Origin of the sequence: Peptostreptococcus porci, assembly GCF_009695815.1 — a bacterium.
Classification (GTDB): domain Bacteria; phylum Bacillota; class Clostridia; order Peptostreptococcales; family Peptostreptococcaceae; genus Peptostreptococcus; species Peptostreptococcus porci.
Genome location: NZ_VUNE01000001.1, coordinates 581,679 through 604,290, shown reverse-complemented (window position 1 = coordinate 604,290; position 22,612 = coordinate 581,679). Strand labels below are relative to the sequence as shown.

Below are 22,612 nucleotides of genomic sequence, written 5' to 3'. Positions count from 1 at the left end.
AACAGTCAAAATAAATATCTATAATTCTTATCTTTAAAACATCGCAACAATACCAATCCAAGCAAGTATAATTGCCACAATCCAAAATACGAAAACAACCTTTGTTTCCGGCCATCCTGACTGCTCATAATGATGATGTAAAGGAGCCATTTTAAAAATTCTCTTCTTCGTTCTCTTGTAATATCCAACCTGAATCATCACTGATAGTGCCTCAGCGAAATAAATACCTCCAACGATTGGAATGACAAGCACTGTATTTGTAAAAAGAGCAAAAGCTGCAACAGCACCACCCAGTGCCATTGAACCAGTATCTCCCATGAAAATTTTTGCAGGATTAACATTAAAACATAAAAAACCAACACAAGCACCCAAAGTAGCTGCTCCCATTTGGGAAATCTCAAAATTATTTGCAATCACTGATGCAAATAAAATAAAAAATACAGAAACCACAGATGTTATACCACTAGCCAATCCATCAAGACCATCAGTCAAATTCACAGCATTTACTGTACCTATAATCGCCACCATTACTATCGGAATATATATTATACCGATATTGATTCCAGTATTTAAGAAAGGAACAATAAACTGAGTCCCATCACCGATGGTTACATATCTATAATAAGCCAACACAAATGATAGAACAACCTGTAATACAATTTTCTGCTTTGGAGTTAGCCCCAATGATCTTTTTCGTTTAATAATTATGAAATCATCAAGAAAACCAATCAAGCCAAAACCAAACATACACAATAATGCCATCAAAATTTCATTACTAAATCCAACTCTAATCAAACTGACAAGAAGTATTGAAATAATAATCATCAATCCACCCATTGTAGGAGTTCCATTTTTCTTTAAGTGTGATTGTGGTCCATCATCTCTAACAGTCTGTCCAAATTTAAACTTGTGCAAAACTGGTATAAGCACTGGGCCAACAACAATTACAAGCAAAAATGACATAATAGATGTTACCGTCAAAACCTTTAAACTAATCATCTATTCCCTCCTTTAAGTACTCTACAATTTCTTCAAACTTCATCCCTCTTGATGCCTTTACAAGAATAACATCATCTTTTTCTAATATAGTCCTTAACTCTTCAAACAATTCCAGCTTTGATTCAAAATGGTATACATTGCTAAGATCAAAGCCTTTTTCCTTTGCCTCAATTCCAATAAACTGTGATTTGTCACCAACTGTAATCACAATATCTGCTTTTCCAATCGCTGCAAATCCAATTTTTCTATGACCAAGCTCAGCAAAATCCCCCATCTCAAGGCAATCTCCAAGAATTGCCACTCTTCTTTTATCGTCATACATTGACAATACTCTCAAGGAGGCTATCATGGAATCTGGACTGGCATTGTACACATCGTTGATTATAGTAAAGTTGTCAGTACTTAATATGTCCTGTCTGTCTTTCGTTGGAATAAAATTCTTAAATCCTTCTCTAATTTCATCAACACTCATTCCCATTTTTATACCGACAAGAATCGCAGAAAGAGCATTGTATAAATTATGTTCTCCAATAGTTGGAATAGTAAATTCCAAATCTTCCTTAATTCCCTCAATTTTTACGATAAATGTTGTGGCTTTATTCTCTAGAACCTTATATTCTTTCAAATAAATCGTATTCGTTGGCAATTTTCCAAAGGATTGAACCTCAAATTTATACTTATTTTTGTCAAGCTTGCTATCTCTATAAACATTTGACAAAAACTCATCATCACCGTTTACTATTAAAACAGATCCTTCATCAAAGTAGTTTGATATCTCCATTTTAGCCTTAAAAATTCCCTCTTGCGATCCGAGACTCTGAATATGAGATAGACCAATATTTGATATTACTGCTATTTGTGGTCTGGTAATCTCCGCCAAGTAGTCTATTTCACCAAAGCCGCACATTCCCATTTCAATAACCGCTACTTCATGCTTATTATTAATATTGAATATGGTCAGTGGTACACCAAATTGATTGTTAAAGTTTTTTTCATTCTTTATTGAACAGTATTTATTAGAAACTACAGAATAAACAAAATCTCTTGTAGTTGTTTTTCCGACACTTCCGGTAATACCTATAACTTTTACATCAAATTTACTCAAATAATATTTTGATATTTTTCCAAGAGCAAGCTCAGTGTTTTCCACCAAAATAATGTTTGAATCTTTTAATACTTTTTCAGGTAGGTTTTTCGCAGAACTTATTAGAAAAGTTCTACAACCATTTTCATGTGCTGGTTCAACAAAACAATGTCCATCAAGTGTTTCGCCAATAATAGCAACGAACATTGATTTTTCCCCTGCATCCCTACTGTCAATAACTATATTATCCAAGGTGTCAACTTCACATTGTGACATTAAATTTCCGGCGGTGGAATCGACTATCTCCGCTACAGTTAAACTCTTCATTCTTTCCTCCTAAAATTTATGGCTACCCACAATTTTTCCAAATTATATAATAACAGCTTTACAGTTTTTCCGCTACCCTTAATTTCGCACTTCTCGATCTTGGATTGATCTCAACCTCATAGTCAGAAGGGAGTATAGGCTTTTTTGTTATTATTTCTATTTCTCTTTTTTTATTGCAAACACAAAATGGCAAATCAGGCGAACATATACAATCCTGATACAAATATTTGAATTGGTTTTTCACAATCCTATCCTCCAAAGAATGAAATGTAATAATACATATTCTTCCTCCATTACGCAATAATGAAACTGCGTCCTCAATAAGAGTGTTTATAACTCCCAATTCATTATTTACCTCTATTCTTATAGCTTGAAATGTCCTCTTAGCAGGATGAGGCCCATTTTGTCTGGCTTTCTGAGGAATTGCCTTTTTTATTATGTCAACTAGTTCATAAGTAGTATCAATATTTTTTTCCTTCCTATAGTCCACAATAAATTTTGAAATTCTTTTCGACCAGTTTTCCTCACCATAATCTCTAATTATTCTGTGCAAATCCTCCTCAGAATATTCATTGACAATATTCCATGCCGAAATCGAATTTCTATCATCCATCCTCATGTCTAGTGGTGCGTCATTCATGTATGAAAAGCCTCTAATAGGCTCATCAAGTTGATGAGATGATACTCCCAAATCAGCTAAAACACCATCGATTTCAAAAATATCTATCTTTGCCAGTTCATCCTTAATGTTCTCGAAATTACTGTGAACCAATATCACTTTATCGCCAAATTCAGCCAATCGCTCTCTCGCCACATTTATTGCGTTTATATCTTGGTCAAAGCATATCAGTTTACCATCGCCAGTAATTCTCTTTGCAATTTCCCTACTATGTCCTGCCCCTCCCATAGTACAGTCAACGTAAACTCCGTCTGGCTTTATTTTTAAGTTTTCAATACATTCGTCCAATAATACAGAAACATGATTAAATTCCATCTTTGCCTCTTTTCTTTAAAATCAAATGAACAATCAATCCACAAGCTATTCCAAGTAAACTTATCACCTGAGCTACTCTAAGAGGCCCAAGCATTAATGAATCAGTCCTCAATCCTTCAATAAAGAAACGCCCCAAAGAATATAGAACTAAATAATATGCAAGCAATTGTCCATCGTATTCTTTGTTTTTCATTTTGTAAAATATCAATGCGAATATCATAAGATTCCATATCGATTCATATAAAAAAGTAGGATGAACTTTTTGACCTTCTACAATTATTCCCCATGGTAGATCTGTTGGTCCACCATGTGCCTCTTGATTAATAAAATTCCCCCATCTGCCTATCGCTTGAGCAAGTGGTAATCCCAATACTATAACATCAGAAAACTTAAGGAAATTTATTTTTTTAAGCTTCGTATATAAAAACGTGACGATTATTCCCACGATTATACCACCATGAATGGCTAGACCTCCACCTCTTGTATTAATTATCTGAGATAAATCTTGAGAGTATAAGTCCCAGTTAAATATAACATAGTACAGCCTTGCACCTATAATCGAAAGCGGGAGTAAGAAGATTGAAAGATCAACTACGCTATTCTCATCAAAACCGACTCTCTTCGCCTCTCTAGACGATATTACTATAGCCAACATCATTCCAATAGCAATCAATATCCCATACCACATGACATCTATTCCAAAAATTGAAAAAGCAACTCTATTCAAAAAAATCCCCCCACTTCATTTGCATATTATTTGCCATCTTTCTTTTGTTTTACGATCGAAATTACGCTTTGCTCTTCAATAAAAAATTCATTTAAGCGCTTTTCGACATCACTTTTTTGAACCTTGTTAAGAACATCTAAGTAATCTAAAAAGTTAATCCCTTTAAACTTATATCTCAAAAAGTTATTGGCAATAAATGGTATGGAATCAAATGACTTCAAAAATCCTCCGATTTTTTTTCTTTTATTAAGATCGAATTCTATCTCATCAATCCCATTTTTTCTTAAATCATCAATATATTCATCTATGATTTTCTTTACTCGGTAAGGATCCTTTGAAGTCCCAGTAACGACAGCATATGAATAATCCAGATTTGATGTATAACCACCATTTATTGTGCCTATTATCAAGCCACTATTATATAGATTTTCATGAAGCTGTGCACTTTCAGAAAAAATAATGTCAAAAAGTATATCAGTAACAACCTCTCTAAACAATGATTCATCAGGTAATACTATTTTGCTCGAATCCTTGTATCCAAAATAAAACATCGGCAACGACACCGTAAATTCCTGCTCAATAATTTTTTTATTTATCTCCTGTGGCTCTTCATCCATAAATCTCTTTATGTCCTTTGAAAAAAGAGCCTCAACGTTATTGGATTTTTTTACAACCTTGATTATTTTTTCAAAATCCAAATCACCTACTACAAATAATTTCATATTGGCAGGATTGTAGAATGTATTATAACATTTATATAGCTCGTCAGGAGTTATTTTATAAATACTTTCAACACTTCCAGCGATATCAATATTAGTATGATGCTTTGAATACATAGCCTTTAGACAGTTGAAATAAACATTCCATTCTGGATCATCCTCATACATCTTTATTTCCTGTGCAATAATTCCTTTTTCTTTCTCGACATTTTCATCAGTGTAGTACGGTGTTTGAACATAGCTAATCAAATGCTCCAAAGACTCATAAAAATTTTCAGTTGCCGAAAAAAGATATGCAGTCATATTGAAGCTTGTAAACGCATTTGCACTTGCTCCTAGCTTTGAAAATTTATCAAAGGCATTTTTTCCATCAGGCTGTTCAAACATCTTGTGCTCTAGAAAATGTGCAATACCTTCATTTACTCTCACTCTACTTCCATCTTCTATTGAAATAAACTCCAAGTCATTTGATCCGAAATTAACACCTAATATTGCGTATTTACTCTCGAATCCCTTCTTTGGCAGATAATAAACTTCCAATCCATTTTCTAATACCTCAGAAAACAGCTCTTCATTAATGCTATCGTTATATATTTTTTCCATATAACCTCCAATCTATATCCATCTCTATTTTAGAAAATACACAGTATCTTTCCTTATTTTATTCATGACGTTTACGATATCTTCTCTACTTGTATTTTCCACAAAATAAATTATTTCATCCAAATCAAGGTTTGTTTGGCTAATAAATTGATTGCAGAAAAATTCACTCTCTCCTGAAATAGAATCACAAGATGATTTTAGAGAATTGACAATACTCTTTTTCGCATTATCCATTTCCATATCTGTAAACTCTCCCTTGCAAACCGATTCAAATTCTCTATCTATCAATACTAGTGCTTTCTCGTAATTATCTACATCTATTCCTGAATTAACTATCATCAGTCCCTTTGATTTCTCGATGCTTGATGATACATAATAACAGATGCTTTCTTTTTCTCTCACATTGTTAAATAGCTTGGAATGTGGCCCTCCACCAAAGATACTATTTCCTACAATCAAACTATAGTACTCTTTAAAATTTTTGTAATCTACTCGTGTTCTATATCCAATTACAAGCTTTCCTTGATTAGTTCCCAAATCTTCAGAAATATATCTAACTTCTTTCGGTATAATATCAAACTTTTCTCTGTTTATGTCGACAACATTTGCTCTCTTAAAATTAAAGTTCTTCTCAACAATAGTCTTAGCGTTATCTATATCAATGTCACCCTCAACCGTAACCAGAACCTTTGATGTCGATATCAAGCTTTTGTATGTATCATACAAATCCTTTGAAGTTATTGCATCCAAATCATCAATATAACCACTTCTTTCAATCGAATAGGGTTCACCGTCACACATATTCTCTATGCATTTAATCAACGCATAGGTCTTTTTATCATTAATTTTTGATTGAATCTCATCTACAAGGTTCATTTTCTCAATCTCTAACATATCTGGATTTATCTCACCATCAATGATTAGTGGGTTAAACACAATATCATTTACAAACTCCACTACATCATTCAAAATTGGTTTCTCCAAATATCTATCTGATATACTCAAAAATTTAAAATATGAGAGAGATTTTTCTCCTATTTTATAAACACCGCTCGTCATTGACATCCCGTATAATTCATCCATTCTAGTTGAGATTTCTTTCACGCTCTTGTACTTCATGCACCCTGAAGACATGATATTGGACAAAAGCGAAACCTGTGTAACGTCATCTCTATCCAAATTTTTTATAAAATAAATAGAAATAATATTGGATTTAAATTTATTATTTTTTATAAGAGCAAGGCTAATGCCTTCACCTAACTCATAAGTGCTTAACTTTCCCATATTGTTACCCTTCCAGTTTTTTATTTTTTGACAAATCTTATATGCCTTAGAGGTAATTTGTTCTCAATAGCATTTCCTCTAATATTGATACTATCTATATTCGGTATATCATTTAATGCCATAACATCTGTTATATTATTGTATGAAATATTTAAATATTCCAGTCTTCTCAACTTTTCCAATGGCCAAATATCCGAAATTTTATTTTTGTGAAAATCCAAGATTTCCAATTTTGAACATTTTTCAAGAGGCGATATATCCTCAATATTATTATTTGCTATATATAGAAGTCTAATATTTCTTGCATACTCAATACCGCTTAAATCATCAATTTCCAAATCATTCAAATCTAGCAACTCAAATTTTTCCATCATTTCTTCTGTAACTTCATTTTCCATATAGAAAGGATCAATTTTTTCAATATAGTTTTTTAATATTCCTTGTTTTAATTTGCTACTTTTAAATTTGATCATCTTTACACCTCATATTTATTTTAAATATTTTCTAGTAGTTTACCACATGGTAAACCATAAAATAATCTTTACCTCAAATAAGCTGTCTTTACTATTATACCACAAACTAAATAATATAAAAATATATGTTGATGATTTCAAAATTTGAATATTTTGTTAAAAAAGATAGATGATTAATAAAAAAAAAGTAAAAAAAGTTACCACATTTATCGATATCTTTCCAAAATGTGATAACTATTTTTACGTAAACGACTAATCAATTATTATTTCTTACTATCAAAGTACACTAATAAACACCTAATTTTATCGCTTCTGCCTCTTACTCACTAGATAGAATACAAAAAACAGAGCATTGATAATAAAGAGTATCAATAGTGTCGGTATTTTAATATTTTCAACTCCTGTTTCCAAATAAAAAATCTCTTTTATATAGTAAAAAAACAATCCAACTTTTCCAAGCAGCATTGCTACTATTAACGTCAATATCTCAATAATAAAAAATACTGCATACCTTATCTTCTTGTAAAAGAATCCTACAACACCACCAATTAAAGAAAATGCCACAACTATCTGATTTAAATGTACTCTCATTTCCAACCAAACGCTAAGTGTAACAAGATAGTCTACCAGTATGCCTAAAAAGAATCCACAGACAAGATAAAACAGTATTCTTCCCATCTTCTCCAAATTCATCTCGATATTACTGAGCAAGTGCAAATGTCACCGCTACATATGTACCATCAGCTGGAAGCACCTCAGAGTTTCCTGAGAATGATGCCTCCATTCTCTTTTCAACTGCTCCATAAGCATATGTATGATTTGAAACTATACCAACTGGGCAACTATCCAAGCATGCAAGACAGCCTGTATTCTTGCCTTTTGCTCTTTCCTGATTGCCACCAAATCTCATATCTATTTTTTTACCATTACTATCCTTTACAACTTCATTGATATCGTAATCTTTTTCAGCCCCATCCCATGTAACAGTAACGTTGATTTTATCACCTTCAACCTGAGTTTTTTCTGCGTTTTCAGGAGTCATATTGTTACCTGGCTTTGCGCCGATTTCTATTAAACTATTATAGAATGTGTTTTGATCTGCCAACGAAATAAGAATTGGCTTGTCTCCAAATTTCCCATCTTTAAACACCAAAGCATGTCTAGTACCCTGATCGAAATATTTCCCATTTACCTTTGCCAAAACTGTAACTGTCTTTTTTTCTTTGTCGACCAAAATAGGTTTTTCTTCAGTTACACCAGCTTTTTCTACCTGAGCAACAGTTGATTTTGTTTCTGAATTAGATTCAGCATTTTCTGTCTTATTTCCACAAGCAGTTATTGAAAGACCAACTGCTAATGCAAGACCTGCACTTAAAAATAATCTTTTTAAATTTTTCATGATTACCTCCAAAGATATTAATATTAATTTTCCTCTTATTATACACCAATTTTTTACTTATTTGACAGTAATACATTCTTAATCTGGGCACCTATAGATAAAAACAATCACCGTACTAATAACAATAATTTTTATCTATACTTGTGAGAGCTTTATTATTTTCTTATCGTTCTCAACTCACCATCAATTACTTCATAAATTTCATCGCAATAGTTTTCTGCTCTTTTATCATGACTTACCATTATGATTGTTGTACCACAACTTGTCAATCTTCTTGTAAAATCGAGAACTCTATCAACCCATTTTGAGTCGAGGTCATTTGTTGGTTCATCAAGCAACATTATAGGTGAGTTTTTCGCCACTGCCATAAGTATCATCGCTCTTCTTTTTTGACCTCCGCTAAGTTTTCCTGGAAGAGTTTCCAAGTATTCTCTCAAACCAAGACTATCCACTGCATCTTCCAAATCAATTTCATCGACATTTTCATAAAAACACTCATTTCCTTTCTTGTTCTTTTTCCATAAGCATCTCATTAGGTCGATATTTTCTCTAATCGTCAACGCTTCAAGCAACACAGTTTCTTGAAAAACAAAGCTTACAAATGCCCTTCTCAATAAATCGCAATTTTCGTCATTCGATACATTACCAAATATTTTCAATTCACCACTATTTGGTTTTGAAAGTAGTCCCATAATGTTTAACAAAGTTGATTTTCCAACACCAGATTCTCCTGTAATTAAAACAAACTTTCCTTTATCGACAATTAAATCAATCTCTTGAATCACGTTCTTTATTCCATTTCCAAATGAAAAATCCTTCGAAATTTCCTTTAACTCTATAGCACTATCAGTCATTTGTCATACCTCCGTCAGAAAAAATATCCTTTGGATCATTATTTAGCAAAAAATAAATAGGAAAAATTGAAATAACAGCACTAAATACCAACGATAATATCACACCGGCAATTCCATACTGTACAAACCCAATAAAATCATAAGAATTTGTTGGAATTATCATAAATGAACTCAGGTATCCTATTATCGTGGAAGAAATTGAAATTCCAAATATACTACCAACAGCTCCTCCAACACCAACAATCAAGATAATTTCAAATAAAATTTCAACAATTAGCTCCTTATTTTCAAATCCCATAGTTTTCAAAAAACCAATTTCTTTTTTTCTCTCTCCAATCATCAGGTTAAACATACCAAATAATGATGCCAATGATATAACGATAACTCCTATTGTAAAAAAAGCCAATAACTTTCCAAAGCCATAGAACTTATTCTTCAGATTTTGAGAGCTGGCAGCAACTGAATACGCTCTTACTCCGTCAATCGAATTTTCTATATCACTGACAAATTTCTCAGCATCAATACCATTTTTTAATCTGATAAATGAGGCAGATATCAGTCTATCTGTAGCTATTCCATGAAAATAGTTTTTATTTTCTATGTCATAATACTCTCTTGCCAAATATCTTGCTTCTTTCATAGAAACAAATATCGTATCATCTATACTCGTTCCTGTTTTCTCTAGCCTGCCCTTAAACTTGTGATCCTTTCCCATTATTGATATTTCATCTTTATATTCCAGCTCTACATTTGACCCCAAAATCACATCTCGATCATCAAGATTTGGTATGCTATTTGATTTCATCCATGGCTTCATAATAAAGTCGCTTTTTTGATCAATCCCGACAACCCTATATGATTTTTCAAAGGTACAGCAGGCAAATTCTGATAATGTTTTAATAAAAAACTGGCTTGTTATTTTTTCTATCTTATCTACAGGAATATTTTTAAGTTTACTTTCTTCTAAATAGACCATTTTCGGCACTCCTGTAAACATTATTTCCTCTCCGTCAGCTTCCACAGAATCTGGAACTATGACAACATCTGCACCCAACCGTTGAGAAGAAATATCCAAAGATGTTTTTATAGAAAAAAACACCGATATGGCACTTACCAAAATGCACATTGAAATAGCAGAAACGACACCTAATAATATGGTTTTATTTCTTCTTCTCCAGACATTTAGAAAACCCAGTCTAAACAAATTCATTTTTTCACCTCTCTTCCTCAATCTATCCCTTCTTCAAGTTTTATTTTTTCTATAACACAGAATGTCGATATTGTTTTTTTCAATACTTATAAAAAATTAACAAAAAAAGCTTATTTTAATATATAATAATAGTGAAAATTTTTTACAGGAGAAAAGCATATGAAAAAGAAATTAAATCTCTTAGTTGCTCTTCTTAGCCTGTTGATGATATTGTTTGTTAAAGTCATTACTCCAGTTTGTAATCATAGCAAATCTATGTCATCAATGCCTATGAAGTGTCACTATACGAGTATCAGTATAGTATTAATTTCAATAATACTTTTTGTAATATCAATAGAATGTTGGAGAAAAGAGACTTCTCTACCATTTACAATAATAGCTATCGGATTGATACTATTTATTATTCCGTCAAACTCAGTTGTCGGAATATGCAATAACCATGCAATGGCATGTCATTCTACATCAATTTCAATAAGAGCAATCTCGTCTTTAGTTGTTATTTCGGGACTTTCGTTCTTTTTTATAAAGGATGGCAACAAAATAGTATAATTTGACAAAAATCATGTCGTTTAAACAAAAGCCATGTTATTTAGCAAAAAAACACCCTTAATATAAATTTGATTAAATAAAAGCCTGATAGATAGAGAATCTCTACTACCAAGCTTTTATTTTTTTATGAATTTTCATTGACTACTTTTTTTACTAAGCTTCCTTTGTTAATCTTTCTTCTCTCTTTTTCTGTTTATCGTTATAAATCTTTTTTATCATTCCAACTAAAATTGAAATCGCAAATAGAGAAACAAGTCCAATGAATAGCTTTTGAGCACCTCCACTCAAAACTCCACCTACATATGAATATACTATTGTAGCTGGAAGCTGGCCTATACCTGTCGCTACAAAAAACTCCCAAAATCCCATCGAAGTTAAACCTGCTGCATAGCTTACAACGTCAAATGAAACGAATGGCAACAATCTACAAATCATTATAGTGTGTTTACCATATCTCTTAAAAAACACGTCTATGCTTTCCAATGATCCCTTGGAAGTAAGTTTTTCAACAACTTCTCTACCCAATCCTCTTGCGATAAAGAAACATAATGCTGCTCCTAGCATGGCACTTGACCAAGATAATATCGCACCTTTCCACCATCCAAATATTGCGGCGTTTGACAGTGTTATTATAAATGCAGGAATTGGAGCTGCAATAGATTGAAGTATCATCAACAAACAAGAGATTACTGCTGCATAGGCTCCATAGCTTCTTATGTATCTTATCACGACTTTTAAATCAAATTGTGATAGAACCTTCACTGCATTTGATACATTCTCTCTGACTCCCGGTACAAGAAAATACACAATAGTAGAAATGACTACAACTGCAATAGCAGCATATCTGATTTTTTTCAGTTTTTGTCTATGTTGTTCTCTCTCCTCTGGTGTACTGTCATCTATATCCTTTAGTTTGATTTTTTCAGTACTTTTTTCTTTTTTAAACATAATACCTCCTGATGTTTATATTTTAATATGTTTGCCAAATTATACCAAGAATATTAAATAATTCACCAATAATTGCAACATAAATTGCTTAAAGTATATCTTATTAAACTTGCTATGTCAATAAAATCAGTATCAATACTGCTAACTATAGTTTTTTTCTAATAATACATTAATTTATATAGTTTTTTTCTATTCTTAATATTTTGTCAATAATAAAATATCTATTCATTTGTATTTGATTTTCTTGAAAAATCAATAATTAAACAGATATAACATATTTATTTTTTCTACATATCAAGATATATTTTTCATTATTTCAATTGTGATTAATTTTTATAATATTTTTACATTTTAGTTATAGATTTTTTTCTCTTTTTATTGTAGAATTAAATTGAGGGGTGGTTTTATGCTGTTTATTGAATTTGATCTTAATACACGTTATAAAATCTATGCCCAGACAAAAAAAGTATTGAGAAAATATCAAAAAGGTATTATTTCTGGCAAGCTTACATCTGAACAGTTTGTTCACTATATGATGAATGACTTTTCGTTTAAAAAAATTCTTTCGGAAAATCAAATTTCGATTTGCGATTTTGAAGAGTGTTACAAGAGCTATGTAGAAACTTTAATAGGAATACAAAATGAAAGTTTATTGAATAATAAAAGTAAATACACAGGATATTATTCAAATAAAGCACCATGTTCAAGTATTTTCAAACTCAAATCAGAGCTAGAAAATAACGGTTATGTTCTTGAAATTCCGACTCAATATTTGACAGAATGGGATATAGATTGCATTGTCAAGTATATTAACACTGGTGTTATCGATATTGGAAATGAAAAAATTTATAACTATGTAACAAAGATTTAGCGATCTAAAATAGAGACTACATTTTTCTTCTTTCTTCTATTTTTGTAGTCTCTATTTTTCTGTTTATTTTGCCTACTAATAGGCTATCCTATTTTTTAAAAGCTGTTAAGAATTATTTTGAAATAATTTACAATTCTAAATTTTAATTGAGTTTATTCCCGCTATATAACCGGTAGAGAATGCTATCTGTAGATTATAACCACCGGTATATCCATCAACATCTATCAACTCTCCAGCGAAAAAAAGACCCTCAATAATTTTTGATTCCATCGTACTAGGATTTATTTCTTTTATACTAACGCCACCTGAGGTTACTATCGCCTCATCAATTGGTCTCAGACTTTCAATGACAAGCTCCATATTTTTTATCGCATTCAAAAGCCTCTTTCTCTCCTCTTTTGTAATCTGATGAACTATTTTATCAGGCTCTATACCTGAATATTCTATTATAAAATCGATCATTTTTGCTGGTATAAGCTTCCTAAGCGTCTCTCTAAAGAACTTATTGTTCATTTCTCTAAAATCTCTTTGAATCCGATTATCAAGCTTTTTTTCATCTAATGCAGGTTTCAAATCTAGAATAATTTTATAGTCTGATCTATCTTCTCTCATATAGCAACTGGCTGATTTTACTATTGCCCCATCAATACCATAATCTCTAAACTCCAATTCTCCAAAATCCTCATATACCTTTTTACCATTTCTGTAAAGCGCAATCGATACATTTTTTAAAAGTAGACCGACCATTTCTGATTTTGGAATTGGTTTTGTATTCATTCCAACCAAAGCAGGTTTTAGCTCTGATATTGTATGACCACATTTCTTGGCAATGTCATAGCCATCTCCAGTTGAGCCTGTCAGCGGGTAACTTTTTCCACCAGTTGCCAAAATGACTGCATCGGAATATATTTTTTTACCATCTCGCAATATTACACCCTTTGCAAGCTTACCTTCAATAATAATTGATTTTACTTTTTTTCCAAATATTATTTCTATATTTTCATTGCAAATCAGTTTTTCTAGCGTATTTACTACATCAATAGCTTTATCACTCATCGGAAATACCCTTTTACCACGCTCTATCTTTACCTTTAAACCATTTTTTTCAAACAAATTTATCAGGTCGTCGTTGGTAAATGAGTATAATGAACTATACATAAAACTACCATTGTGATAAATATTAGAAATAAAATCCTCTAAATCACACGCATTGGTAATATTGCATCTTCCCTTACCAGTAATTCTCAGCTTTTTACCTAGCATTTTATTTTTTTCAATCAGTATGACTTCGGCGCCTGCCTGTGACGCAAAATATGCCGCCATTATCCCTGCAGGTCCTCCTCCAATAACAATAACCTTACTCATTTTTATCAATAAATCCTTCCTAAAAAAGGTATCGCAAATAAAATAAACTTCTATTTGCAATACCTTAATAATCAATTAATCAATCCAACCAAAATGCTTACAAGCAAATTCAATTCCGTTATCATCAGCGTCCTTCGTAACGAAGGTTGCTACCTTTTTCAATTCCTCTACAGCATTTCCCATTGCAATTGAAGTCCATTCAGGCTTGAACATCTTTATATCATTAGTATTGTCGCCAAATACCACAATATCTCTATCATCGATATTCATTCTATCTCTTATTTTTTTTATTCCTATCGATTTGTCATCATCTTCTAAAATAATATAGTTTTCTTGATATCTGGTATAGGATACATACTTTAGCGATTCAATATCCTTTTCTTGTTCTTTTCGTATATATACAAACCCTTTATAAATGTTCCGTTCAATATCTATATCCAAGTCCGGCATAGCTACAAAATCAATATAGCCTTTAACCTTTATAGAACTCTCCATCAAGGTTTGAAAATCGGGATATTTTGAGTAGCAAACCAATTCATCACTCAAGCATACTGCCCATGGAATATTTTTTTCGTCAAGCTCCATTGTCAATTGTTTTATAGGATAATATTCAAGTGGCTCAACCTCAAATTTACCGTCAAGAACAATTCCTTTTCCACCATCGGTTACCATGTTTGTAATTCCAAATTCATCTACAAATTCCTTTGTCATCGCACGCATTCTACCGGTTGCAAGACTCACAAAATGTCCTCTTTCGATGAGGGCGTTAATCGTTCTTCTGGTGGATTCGGGAATTACTCTCGGAAAATTCACAGCAATAGTACCATCTATGTCAAAGAAAAAATATTTTTTTCGAAACATTTTATATATCCTCAACTATCCCTATGTATGGAAGGTTTCTGTATTTTTCATCGTAATCAATTCCATAACCTACAATAAATTTATCCTCAATCACAAATCCTACATAGTCTACATCAATATTGACTTTTCTTCTACTAGGTTTATCAAGTAAAGTGCAAAGCCTTAGGCTTTTGGGATTTCTTGTCATCAAAGTATCATATAGATTTCTCAATGTGGCCCCAGAGTCGATAATATCCTCTACTATCAACACATTTTTACCATCAATATCTACATCCAAGTCCTTTAATATTTTCACAGTTCCAGAGGAAGTCGTCCCACTTCCATAGCTAGATACACTCATAAAATCAATATTAACATCCAATTTTATAGCTCTCATTAAATCTGCAACGAAAACACTCGCACCCTTCAAAATTCCAACCAACAAAATATCCTGCCCCTCATAATCTGACTCGATCACCTGAGCTAACTCGTTGACTTTTTGTTTAATTTCGTTTTCGCTCAATAATACACCTGATAGCTTGTACATATTTCCTCCCTTATCAAACTAAAAATCAATTATTACAATAGATGAATTCCTGCACTTGCACATTCCTTAATCATACCCTTAGGCCAAATTCCTACCTGAACCTCTCCTATATGGGCCTTTCTAAGGAAGAACATACATATTCTCGATTGTCCGATTCCTCCACCTATAGTATATGGCAAATCACCATTTAATAAATCTCTATGGTAATCCATATTTTTTCTATCTTCAGCGCCTGCTATTTCCAACTGTCTTTCCAAAGATTCTTCATCAACTCTTATTCCCATTGAAGATAGCTCGATAACATCATCTAAAACAGGATTGAAAAACAAGAAGTCACCATTTAAATCCCAGTCATCATAGTCAGGAGATCTTCCATCATGCTTTTCTCCTGATTCTAATGATTTTCCAATACCAGTCAAAAAAACCGCCCCATGTCTTTTCACTATCTCTTTTTCTCTCTGCTTTGGAGTTAAATTTGGCCATTCATTTTCCAATTCTTGAGTAGAAACAAATGTAATTTTCTCTGGCAATAGAGGTTTGAAATTTGGATACAAGGACAACATATATTCATCAGTTCTTTTAAATACTCCAAATATTTTCTCAACTATCCAAACAAGCTTTTCATACGTTCTGTCGCTTTTAGGAATGTTGTATTCCCAATCCCACTGGTCTACGTATAAAGAATGAAGGTTGTCAAGCTCTTCGTCCTTTCTAATGGCATTCATATCTGCATATATACCCTCATTTTGAGGAATATTATACTTCTTTATAGCTGTTCTCTTCCATTTCGCAAGAGACTGAACTATTTCTGCTTTCTTATTCATAAATGGTACGTTGAAGCTAACTGGAGTTTCAATTCCATTTAAATTGTCGTTTGTTCCCGTTTCTGGTAGTACAAACAGCGGAGATGATACTCTCAATAAATTAAGTTCTTTACTCAATTCATTCTGAAAAAAGTCTTTCAGTTTTTTTATAGCTTTTTGAGTTTCCAAAACATCCAACTCACTTTTGTAGTTTTTCGGTATAATCATAACCATCACAAAATCACTCCTTTTAATCTTTCTCAAAAATACATAATTTAATAAAGTATTTTTATAAGTGTCTATTATATACTAAATTTGTATTTTTTTATAGTTTTTTTTCGTTTTTTCATAATTTTTTCTAATTTATCGACAAAATCTATTTTTATTAATATGATATCTGATCTGGGATAACATATTTAAAATTACCCACACCAGATTTTTTGTTGATAAATCCCGATGAAATATTGCACCTAGTATTTGATACTTTTTCCAGATAATAGGAATTGTATGCTTTACTCACCTCTTGCTCTTTTGCATTCATGCTTATACCAAGCTCGATTGCAAATTGTAAAACAAATGGATCTTGTAAAGCCCCCATTGATCCAATATGTCTCTCTATTCCATATTTTCCTAGATAATTTATTATTTGAGTATTCATCCAGCCATAATCCTCAGAATTTCTAGATAAATGTCCAATGCCAAAATAATTCAGCATCTTTTTATCTATGTTCGGGCTTGAAAATTCAGAGATATATATTCCGTTTTTTATGACCTTACTTAGCAATATATCATCATAATCCTGATTGAAAGCGAAAATATTAATCTCTTTCCCTTTTTCAATTATCAACTCATCTATCTTATTTGATACGAACATCTTTTTGCCATATCTATCCAAATTATCTGGAACTACAATCTCCACTATTGGCATACTGTTTTCAGTAGCAGTTTTTTTCATAAGCTCTATAGTTTCCTCGATTTTTTTATCATTTTTCTGTTCTCCATCAACAAAATAACAGAATGTTTCCGCACCTAAAGACTTTGAAAAATCAACCACTCTCTTCGCTTTATTCACATTCATATTTTTGAAATTTAAATCAAAGGTATTTATTAGTTCCTCGTCATTATCAGCAAGATTTGCACTTATTGTCAATATATCTTTTCTTTTACCCTTCAAGGCTTTGACATAATTTACCAAACCACCTTCATTTGATGATGCTACTAGAACATTGATGTCCTTATCCTTTTCTATATCGGAAAAAATATTTGAAACTTCTTTTTCATTTTCGTTGTAATTTTTTGGTAGCTTAAAAAGCTTGATATCAACATTGGAATTATCCATTTTTTCACGCTGATATTCCTTACTTGCAATAACAGACTCTGCCACATCAAAATTTGTTTTATTTTCCGATTTATCCTGTATCAGCAGAGCAATTTTTGTCTTATTATCTCCACTTTCATCTAAAACCTCGGTAGTAGAATTATTTTTGTTACTACATGCTGTCAGCAAAAATGTAGTAACAAGCATCAGAGACATGCTTGTCATTATTTTCTTAAAAAACATCATATCCTCTTCCTCCTAATATATTCTCGGCACGAGATTAAGATATCTGAAATAACCAGCTGAATTTCCTATTTTTTGTGGTGCTATAGATAGATTTAAATTTCTATTACCTCTAGCCACAAGAGATACATCTCTATAGCATTCCTCAATCATAAAATTATTCTCGTACATATATTTTGCGATTTCAATTGATATCTCTATTGGTACTGATTTTTTGTCCTCAATTATCATACCCAGCTTTCCTATCAAGCCCTCTTCCTTAAGCTTTTTTGAAACAAGAACTTCAAATTCTTCTCTTTCTAAAGAAGCAAATTCTTTTTCCAGAGCAAATTCTTGTGAAAAAATGTTGCCATCATTTCCACTGTTAAGACTCGGAATTATATACTTATATTTAGAAAAATTCTTTAATAGTAACATAGAAGCATCCTCGATTGATGAATAAACAGCCGTATTTTCTATATTGCTAATTTTGCCAACAATCTCATTAAAATATTTATCATCGATCTTTTTATCGACTTTTATCTCATCGAAAATCATATTGTTTTCCTTACAGTATTCTTTCGCTTTTTCAAGATCTGTGATATCAATATCATTTGGATTATAAATATAGGCAAACTTTTTTGCATTCATCAGTATTGAATTTTTTACACCAATAAGCAGGTTGTTTGTATTAGATACAGATAATCCAACATCAATGTTGGAGTTCTTTAACAAATCGTCAAGAGAATGGTTGTTAAATTCTTCCATATCACAAGAAATTGTTATTACTCCTGGTAGCTTATCTTTAACTTTTTCGAAAACCGATGATAACCCATTATTACTTGAAGAAATGATCAAGACCTTTACATGCTTATCAATATTATTCGCAATCATATCAGCCTGTTTTTCGGTGTATTTTCCCTCAATTTTAGGCAGAAAATTAACAGCGATTTTTTTGTTTTCAATATATTTTTTGTCTAGCTGTTGTCCTTCAGGTAAATAGATAGTAATTTCAGATTTATTATTAGTTATGTCTTCCAATGACTCTTTGTCGCTGCTTGATGCCCTGTCATTCTTAGTACAAGCACCAAGAGATACTAAAACAAAGACAATGGTAAATAAATATGCTATTTTTTTTATCATTTTTTCCTCCCAGCTTGTCGACACGAATTTTTTCGCCAATATCTACAAGCCCTAATATCAATATTTAAAAATTAATCATCATAGCCATTTGGATTTTTACTTTGCCAGTTCCAAGAATCTCTACACATTTCATCAATACCTAGGCTTGCTTCCCAATTTAAAACTTCTTTTGCTTTGCTTGGATCCGCATACGACATTGCAACATCTCCATCTCTTCTCTCAACAATTTTATAAGGTATTTCCATTTGTGATGCTCTGGAGAAGGCTCTTACTAATTCCATGACACTATATCCTTTGCCGGTTCCAAGATTAAAAAATTCAACACCATTATTTACTTTCAGAAGTCTCTCAATTGCCTTGACGTGACCAATTGCCAGGTCAACCACATGAATATAATCTCTTATACCAGTTCCATCTTCTGTATCGTAATCATCACCAAATATATTCAAGAAAGGCAATTCTCCAATAGCCACCTTTGTTAAATACGGCATAATATTTGCTGGTACACCATTTGTCTGTTCACCTAGCAAACCACTTTGGTGTGCCCCAATAGGATTAAAATATCTCAACACAATACTATTGAAATTATCATCAGCATTTCCAATGTCACTTATAATTTCTTCTCCTATAAGCTTGGTATTTCCATATGGATTAGTTGCACACCTAGGATAGTCTTCTCTTGCAGGTAACATATCAACCTTAACGTCACCATACACAGTTGCCGAAGAGCTGAAAACAAATTTATTTACGTTGTATTTTTTCATTAATTTCAATGTATTTATCAAAGAACACAAATTGTTTTCATAGTAGCTCAAAGGCTCCTTTACTGAATCTCCAACTGCCTTATAAGCTGCAAAATCAACGACTACATCAATTTCATTTTCCTTAAATACAATTTCAAACTCCGAAGTTCTTGTATCTAATTCATAAAACTTTACTCTCTTTGAAGCCAGTCTTTCTATCCTCTCAATAACATTTGGATTACTGTTTGAAAAATTGTCAACGATTATTACGTCTTTATCTCTCAACAATAACTCAACTGCGGTGTGACTTCCAATATATCCTGCTCCACCAGCTAATAAAATACTACTCATCTCTTTTTACCTCTTTCTCTTCTGTTAAATCAAAACCAACTGAAAAGCCCTTATGAGACCTTGCATCCTTTAGTTCACTTTCATTTAATTTTAAATTCGCCAATATTAAATTATCTAAATCGACTTCCCTATATAGAACGCTTTTTTCTCTATCCGAAAAATTGCACAACCTGAAATCTCTATTCAAAATATCATCTATAACCATAGTATCACCTACCTGTAACCACCTGAATAGTAAAACTCACTATCTATCTTCATAGAGGAGAATTTTGCAATAGAGTATAAATCCTCTATAATATCATTTCTAATTACATTTGAATCAGCATCTATAATATACTGCTTAAAAATGTATGCATTTCTTATCCTATCTACAATCTCATTTTTCAATTCCTCATCAGATAAAACCGAGTAGTTATCATACATAGCATCATAAATCCTAAAAATATTACTCACGATTCTCGAAACATATGAAGGGAGCAAATTATAAATAAGATGGTTCAATTTGGACAACCCCATCCTGCTGAAATATGCAAGCTGATATGACTGTCCTTCGTTAATTCTATTTACAGTCGACTCTCTCAATTTTTCTGGTAAAATAAAATGATTAATATTCTCCAAGCAAGAAGAAATATCGATCAAATCTATCTTTATATCATTTCTAATATCATAGAAAACCCTCTCCAAATTTTCCATTATCGTAATATCATAGGAAAATTCATTAGAAGTAAAGTATTTTTTTTCATTATTAAAAAGTATATCAAACATACTGACAGCAGAAAAATCCACATTTTCGATTTGAAAATGAATGTCATCATATAGGTCATTCGTAAAATTAATCATGTCCTGCAAGCTTGAGCTTTCAGTTATATGAGAATACCTCCTTTTTAAATCGTAAATATGCCCAAAAAAATTATAAACAACCATATCACATACTGATTTTGTCCAATTATCGTAGACTTCTTTTCTTGGAATTGCATTTATTATTGAATTCTGATAGTCAGAAAATACCTCTGTAGAAATTTCCATCACAAATTCCCTCATTAAATTGATTTTTATAATTTTATCACCAAATCGAATTTCTGCCTCTACATAGTTTTCTCCAGCTATATTTGTTTCCTTTACCGATATATTTGATATCTCAGATTTTTTTATGTTAAAAATTTCATTTTCACCTTCATCATCGCTCGAACTTTTTATTAATATTTTATTTTCGTCGATTTTCACAACTACTGGCATAAATCTTTTTGTAAATCCCAAGTATTTGCTTTTTATCTTGCCCAATCTATCCAAGCCTATTTTCTTTAAATCTTGTAAGTCAATTGCGATACTGAAAAAATCACTTCCATCATAGAGTATATACTTTCCCCCTTCTGAGCCTAACATCATCAGGGACGACATTTCACAAAATTTCAATTCATTTTTTGATACAAAATCGTAAATAACTATCATATCAGAATGTCTTATTATCAATGCCGGAGCGTCAACATAACCAATTGAGGCTATCAATCCACTCAATTTGCAATAAGAAACAACATCTTCTGTTGGTAATACTCCTATTTTTTTATTATTATCCACTATAGAAAAAATATCATTTGGAAATTTACTTTCTATCCCATTTCCCAATAATAAAATCTTTGTTATTATATCCTTTCTGTGGACTGAATAAAAATATCCCTTAAAGTATATAATGTCATTTTTAGGCAAGTAATACTCGATATCTGTAAATGTAAATTCAAATCTAAAATTTATATTAAAAAAAATCACTTTATCAGCATTGTGTTCTATATTTCCAACAATTGCTCTCTTCTCATTATTCAGTATAATTGCATTATTTTTATATTCAAAAATATTGTTTTCAAGCTCACTTGAAATAGAGATTATCTCCTCTAAATCCAGCACCATTATTAAATCGAGTTTCAAGTCCATTTCAAAATTTTCCCTTATCATTTTGAAATTAAGACTTTCAGCAATAATATTTACGCTCTCTCTATCTATTTCAGCACCTAGTCTCGTCTGTTGATTTTCGAAACTATATCCTATATAATCTACCTCATTATCTTCTAAATAATCAACCTTGGAAATAAAAATATTTCCAAGGTTAGTAATTTGCAAGCACTTACCAGACAAATCATACCCTTCAAGACCAAGTAGACTATATCCAGACTTCATTTCAAATATAATTTTCTCATTATTTTTTAACAAAATCTGTTCCTCCTTTATTTAGTCTTTTTACAAGTAG

The 22,612-nt window shown here is 31.7% G+C and carries 23 protein-coding genes; 2 read left to right on the top strand and 21 right to left on the bottom strand.

Annotation, left to right across the window (positions count from 1 at the left end):
- Positions 1-33 precede the first annotated feature (33 nt).
- The 11 genes from mraY to FYJ71_RS02625 form a co-directional block, all read right to left on the bottom strand.
- On the bottom strand, positions 34-999 hold the full coding sequence (gene mraY / locus FYJ71_RS02675) for a phospho-N-acetylmuramoyl-pentapeptide-transferase (protein ID WP_154537251.1): 966 nt from the start codon (positions 997-999) through the stop codon (positions 34-36).
- Positions 992-2,410, bottom strand: coding sequence for a UDP-N-acetylmuramoyl-tripeptide--D-alanyl-D-alanine ligase (locus FYJ71_RS02670; RefSeq protein WP_154537250.1), 1,419 nt, complete (start codon positions 2,408-2,410; stop codon positions 992-994). The genes mraY and FYJ71_RS02670 overlap by 8 nt, the downstream gene beginning before the upstream one ends.
- A 58-nt stretch (positions 2,411-2,468) precedes the next feature.
- Positions 2,469-3,404, bottom strand: coding sequence for a 16S rRNA (cytosine(1402)-N(4))-methyltransferase RsmH (rsmH, locus tag FYJ71_RS02665; RefSeq protein ID WP_154537249.1), 936 nt, complete (start codon positions 3,402-3,404; stop codon positions 2,469-2,471).
- Positions 3,394-4,131 (bottom strand): prolipoprotein diacylglyceryl transferase, encoded by a 738-nt coding sequence (gene lgt / locus FYJ71_RS02660; protein ID WP_154537248.1) that lies wholly within the window; start codon positions 4,129-4,131, stop codon positions 3,394-3,396. The genes rsmH and lgt overlap by 11 nt, the downstream gene beginning before the upstream one ends.
- A 26-nt stretch (positions 4,132-4,157) precedes the next feature.
- Positions 4,158-5,453, bottom strand: coding sequence for an EF-P 5-aminopentanol modification-associated protein YfmH (gene yfmH / locus FYJ71_RS02655; protein ID WP_154537247.1), 1,296 nt, complete (start codon positions 5,451-5,453; stop codon positions 4,158-4,160).
- A gap of 24 nt (positions 5,454-5,477) precedes the next feature.
- Positions 5,478-6,737, bottom strand: a complete 1,260-nt coding sequence (gene yfmF / locus FYJ71_RS02650; protein WP_154537246.1) for an EF-P 5-aminopentanol modification-associated protein YfmF — start codon at positions 6,735-6,737, stop codon at positions 5,478-5,480.
- Between the two features lie 20 nt (positions 6,738-6,757).
- Positions 6,758-7,210 carry a leucine-rich repeat domain-containing protein gene (locus FYJ71_RS02645; RefSeq protein ID WP_154537245.1) on the bottom strand — a complete coding sequence of 151 codons (453 nt, stop codon included), beginning with the start codon at positions 7,208-7,210 and terminating at the stop codon, positions 6,758-6,760.
- A 303-nt stretch (positions 7,211-7,513) separates the two neighbouring features.
- Positions 7,514-7,903 carry a hypothetical protein gene (locus FYJ71_RS02640; RefSeq protein WP_154537244.1) on the bottom strand — a complete coding sequence of 130 codons (390 nt, stop codon included), beginning with the start codon at positions 7,901-7,903 and terminating at the stop codon, positions 7,514-7,516.
- A gap of 7 nt (positions 7,904-7,910) precedes the next feature.
- Positions 7,911-8,609, bottom strand: coding sequence for a YdjY domain-containing protein (locus FYJ71_RS02635; protein ID WP_154537243.1), 699 nt, complete (start codon positions 8,607-8,609; stop codon positions 7,911-7,913).
- Positions 8,610-8,764: 155 nt separating this feature from the next.
- Positions 8,765-9,463 (bottom strand): ABC transporter ATP-binding protein, encoded by a 699-nt coding sequence (locus FYJ71_RS02630; RefSeq protein WP_154537242.1) that lies wholly within the window; start codon positions 9,461-9,463, stop codon positions 8,765-8,767.
- Positions 9,456-10,673, bottom strand: a complete 1,218-nt coding sequence (locus tag FYJ71_RS02625; RefSeq protein ID WP_154537241.1) for an ABC transporter permease — start codon at positions 10,671-10,673, stop codon at positions 9,456-9,458. Before FYJ71_RS02625 ends, FYJ71_RS02630 begins: the two co-directional genes overlap by 8 nt.
- 159 nt (positions 10,674-10,832) lie before the next feature.
- Here FYJ71_RS02625 and FYJ71_RS02620 point away from each other — a divergent pair, with 159 nt between their 5' ends.
- Complete coding sequence (locus FYJ71_RS02620) at positions 10,833-11,222, top strand: DUF4418 family protein (RefSeq protein ID WP_154537240.1); 390 nt, start codon at positions 10,833-10,835, stop codon at positions 11,220-11,222.
- Between the two features lie 153 nt (positions 11,223-11,375).
- Here the strand turns inward: FYJ71_RS02620 and FYJ71_RS02615 are convergent, their stop codons facing one another.
- Complete coding sequence (locus FYJ71_RS02615; protein ID WP_154537239.1) at positions 11,376-12,170, bottom strand: TVP38/TMEM64 family protein; 795 nt, start codon at positions 12,168-12,170, stop codon at positions 11,376-11,378.
- Positions 12,171-12,576: 406 nt separating this feature from the next.
- Between FYJ71_RS02615 and FYJ71_RS02610 the strand changes: the two genes are divergently transcribed.
- Complete coding sequence (locus tag FYJ71_RS02610; protein WP_154537238.1) at positions 12,577-13,041, top strand: hypothetical protein; 465 nt, start codon at positions 12,577-12,579, stop codon at positions 13,039-13,041.
- 135 nt (positions 13,042-13,176) lie between these two features.
- Here the strand turns inward: FYJ71_RS02610 and FYJ71_RS02605 are convergent, their stop codons facing one another.
- From FYJ71_RS02605 to FYJ71_RS02565, 9 genes are all read right to left on the bottom strand, one after another.
- Positions 13,177-14,406, bottom strand: coding sequence for a BaiN/RdsA family NAD(P)/FAD-dependent oxidoreductase (locus tag FYJ71_RS02605; RefSeq protein ID WP_154537237.1), 1,230 nt, complete (start codon positions 14,404-14,406; stop codon positions 13,177-13,179).
- Positions 14,407-14,481: 75 nt separating this feature from the next.
- On the bottom strand, positions 14,482-15,267 hold the full coding sequence (locus tag FYJ71_RS02600; RefSeq protein WP_154537236.1) for an HAD hydrolase family protein: 786 nt from the start codon (positions 15,265-15,267) through the stop codon (positions 14,482-14,484).
- Between the two features lies 1 nt (position 15,268).
- A complete protein-coding gene (hpt, locus tag FYJ71_RS02595; protein ID WP_154537235.1) occupies positions 15,269-15,793 on the bottom strand; it encodes a hypoxanthine phosphoribosyltransferase in 525 nt (174 codons plus the stop codon).
- A gap of 32 nt (positions 15,794-15,825) precedes the next feature.
- Positions 15,826-16,830, bottom strand: coding sequence for an aspartate--ammonia ligase (asnA, locus tag FYJ71_RS02590; protein WP_154537540.1), 1,005 nt, complete (start codon positions 16,828-16,830; stop codon positions 15,826-15,828).
- 151 nt (positions 16,831-16,981) lie between these two features.
- On the bottom strand, positions 16,982-18,160 hold the full coding sequence (locus FYJ71_RS02585) for a DUF3798 domain-containing protein (protein WP_154537234.1): 1,179 nt from the start codon (positions 18,158-18,160) through the stop codon (positions 16,982-16,984).
- A 12-nt stretch (positions 18,161-18,172) separates the two neighbouring features.
- Positions 18,173-19,279 (bottom strand): DUF3798 domain-containing protein, encoded by a 1,107-nt coding sequence (locus FYJ71_RS02580; protein WP_154537233.1) that lies wholly within the window; start codon positions 19,277-19,279, stop codon positions 18,173-18,175.
- A 71-nt stretch (positions 19,280-19,350) separates the two neighbouring features.
- Positions 19,351-20,373 carry a UDP-glucose 4-epimerase GalE gene (galE, locus tag FYJ71_RS02575; protein ID WP_154537232.1) on the bottom strand — a complete coding sequence of 341 codons (1,023 nt, stop codon included), beginning with the start codon at positions 20,371-20,373 and terminating at the stop codon, positions 19,351-19,353.
- Positions 20,366-20,578 carry a hypothetical protein gene (locus FYJ71_RS02570; RefSeq protein ID WP_154537231.1) on the bottom strand — a complete coding sequence of 71 codons (213 nt, stop codon included), beginning with the start codon at positions 20,576-20,578 and terminating at the stop codon, positions 20,366-20,368. The genes galE and FYJ71_RS02570 overlap by 8 nt, the downstream gene beginning before the upstream one ends.
- 8 nt (positions 20,579-20,586) lie before the next feature.
- Entirely contained in the window at positions 20,587-22,575 is a 1,989-nt protein-coding gene (locus tag FYJ71_RS02565; protein ID WP_154537230.1) for a hypothetical protein, read from the bottom strand.
- Positions 22,576-22,612: the final 37 nt, after the last annotated feature.

Excerpts from the sequence above, each read along its gene's own strand:
- mraY (WP_154537251.1), bottom strand. The coding sequence starts at position 999 with ATGATTAGTTTAAAGGTTTTGACGGTAACATCTATTATGTCATTTTTG.
- FYJ71_RS02670 (WP_154537250.1), bottom strand. The coding sequence starts at position 2,410 with ATGAAGAGTTTAACTGTAGCGGAGATAGTCGATTCCACCGCCGGAAAT.
- rsmH (WP_154537249.1), bottom strand. The coding sequence starts at position 3,404 with ATGGAATTTAATCATGTTTCTGTATTATTGGACGAATGTATTGAAAAC.
- yfmH (WP_154537247.1), bottom strand. The coding sequence starts at position 5,453 with ATGGAAAAAATATATAACGATAGCATTAATGAAGAGCTGTTTTCTGAG.
- yfmF (WP_154537246.1), bottom strand. The coding sequence starts at position 6,737 with ATGGGAAAGTTAAGCACTTATGAGTTAGGTGAAGGCATTAGCCTTGCT.
- FYJ71_RS02645 (WP_154537245.1), bottom strand. The coding sequence starts at position 7,210 with ATGATCAAATTTAAAAGTAGCAAATTAAAACAAGGAATATTAAAAAAC.
- FYJ71_RS02640 (WP_154537244.1), bottom strand. The coding sequence starts at position 7,903 with ATGAATTTGGAGAAGATGGGAAGAATACTGTTTTATCTTGTCTGTGGA.
- FYJ71_RS02635 (WP_154537243.1), bottom strand. The coding sequence starts at position 8,609 with ATGAAAAATTTAAAAAGATTATTTTTAAGTGCAGGTCTTGCATTAGCA.
- FYJ71_RS02630 (WP_154537242.1), bottom strand. The coding sequence starts at position 9,463 with ATGACTGATAGTGCTATAGAGTTAAAGGAAATTTCGAAGGATTTTTCA.
- FYJ71_RS02625 (WP_154537241.1), bottom strand. The coding sequence starts at position 10,673 with ATGAATTTGTTTAGACTGGGTTTTCTAAATGTCTGGAGAAGAAGAAAT.
- FYJ71_RS02620 (WP_154537240.1), top strand. The coding sequence starts at position 10,833 with ATGAAAAAGAAATTAAATCTCTTAGTTGCTCTTCTTAGCCTGTTGATG.
- FYJ71_RS02615 (WP_154537239.1), bottom strand. The coding sequence starts at position 12,170 with ATGTTTAAAAAAGAAAAAAGTACTGAAAAAATCAAACTAAAGGATATA.
- FYJ71_RS02610 (WP_154537238.1), top strand. The coding sequence starts at position 12,577 with ATGCTGTTTATTGAATTTGATCTTAATACACGTTATAAAATCTATGCC.
- FYJ71_RS02605 (WP_154537237.1), bottom strand. The coding sequence starts at position 14,406 with ATGAGTAAGGTTATTGTTATTGGAGGAGGACCTGCAGGGATAATGGCG.
- FYJ71_RS02600 (WP_154537236.1), bottom strand. The coding sequence starts at position 15,267 with ATGTTTCGAAAAAAATATTTTTTCTTTGACATAGATGGTACTATTGCT.
- hpt (WP_154537235.1), bottom strand. The coding sequence starts at position 15,793 with ATGTACAAGCTATCAGGTGTATTATTGAGCGAAAACGAAATTAAACAA.
- asnA (WP_154537540.1), bottom strand. The coding sequence starts at position 16,830 with ATGGTTATGATTATACCGAAAAACTACAAAAGTGAGTTGGATGTTTTG.
- FYJ71_RS02585 (WP_154537234.1), bottom strand. The coding sequence starts at position 18,160 with ATGATGTTTTTTAAGAAAATAATGACAAGCATGTCTCTGATGCTTGTT.
- FYJ71_RS02580 (WP_154537233.1), bottom strand. The coding sequence starts at position 19,279 with ATGATAAAAAAAATAGCATATTTATTTACCATTGTCTTTGTTTTAGTA.
- galE (WP_154537232.1), bottom strand. The coding sequence starts at position 20,373 with ATGAGTAGTATTTTATTAGCTGGTGGAGCAGGATATATTGGAAGTCAC.
- FYJ71_RS02570 (WP_154537231.1), bottom strand. The coding sequence starts at position 20,578 with ATGGTTATAGATGATATTTTGAATAGAGATTTCAGGTTGTGCAATTTT.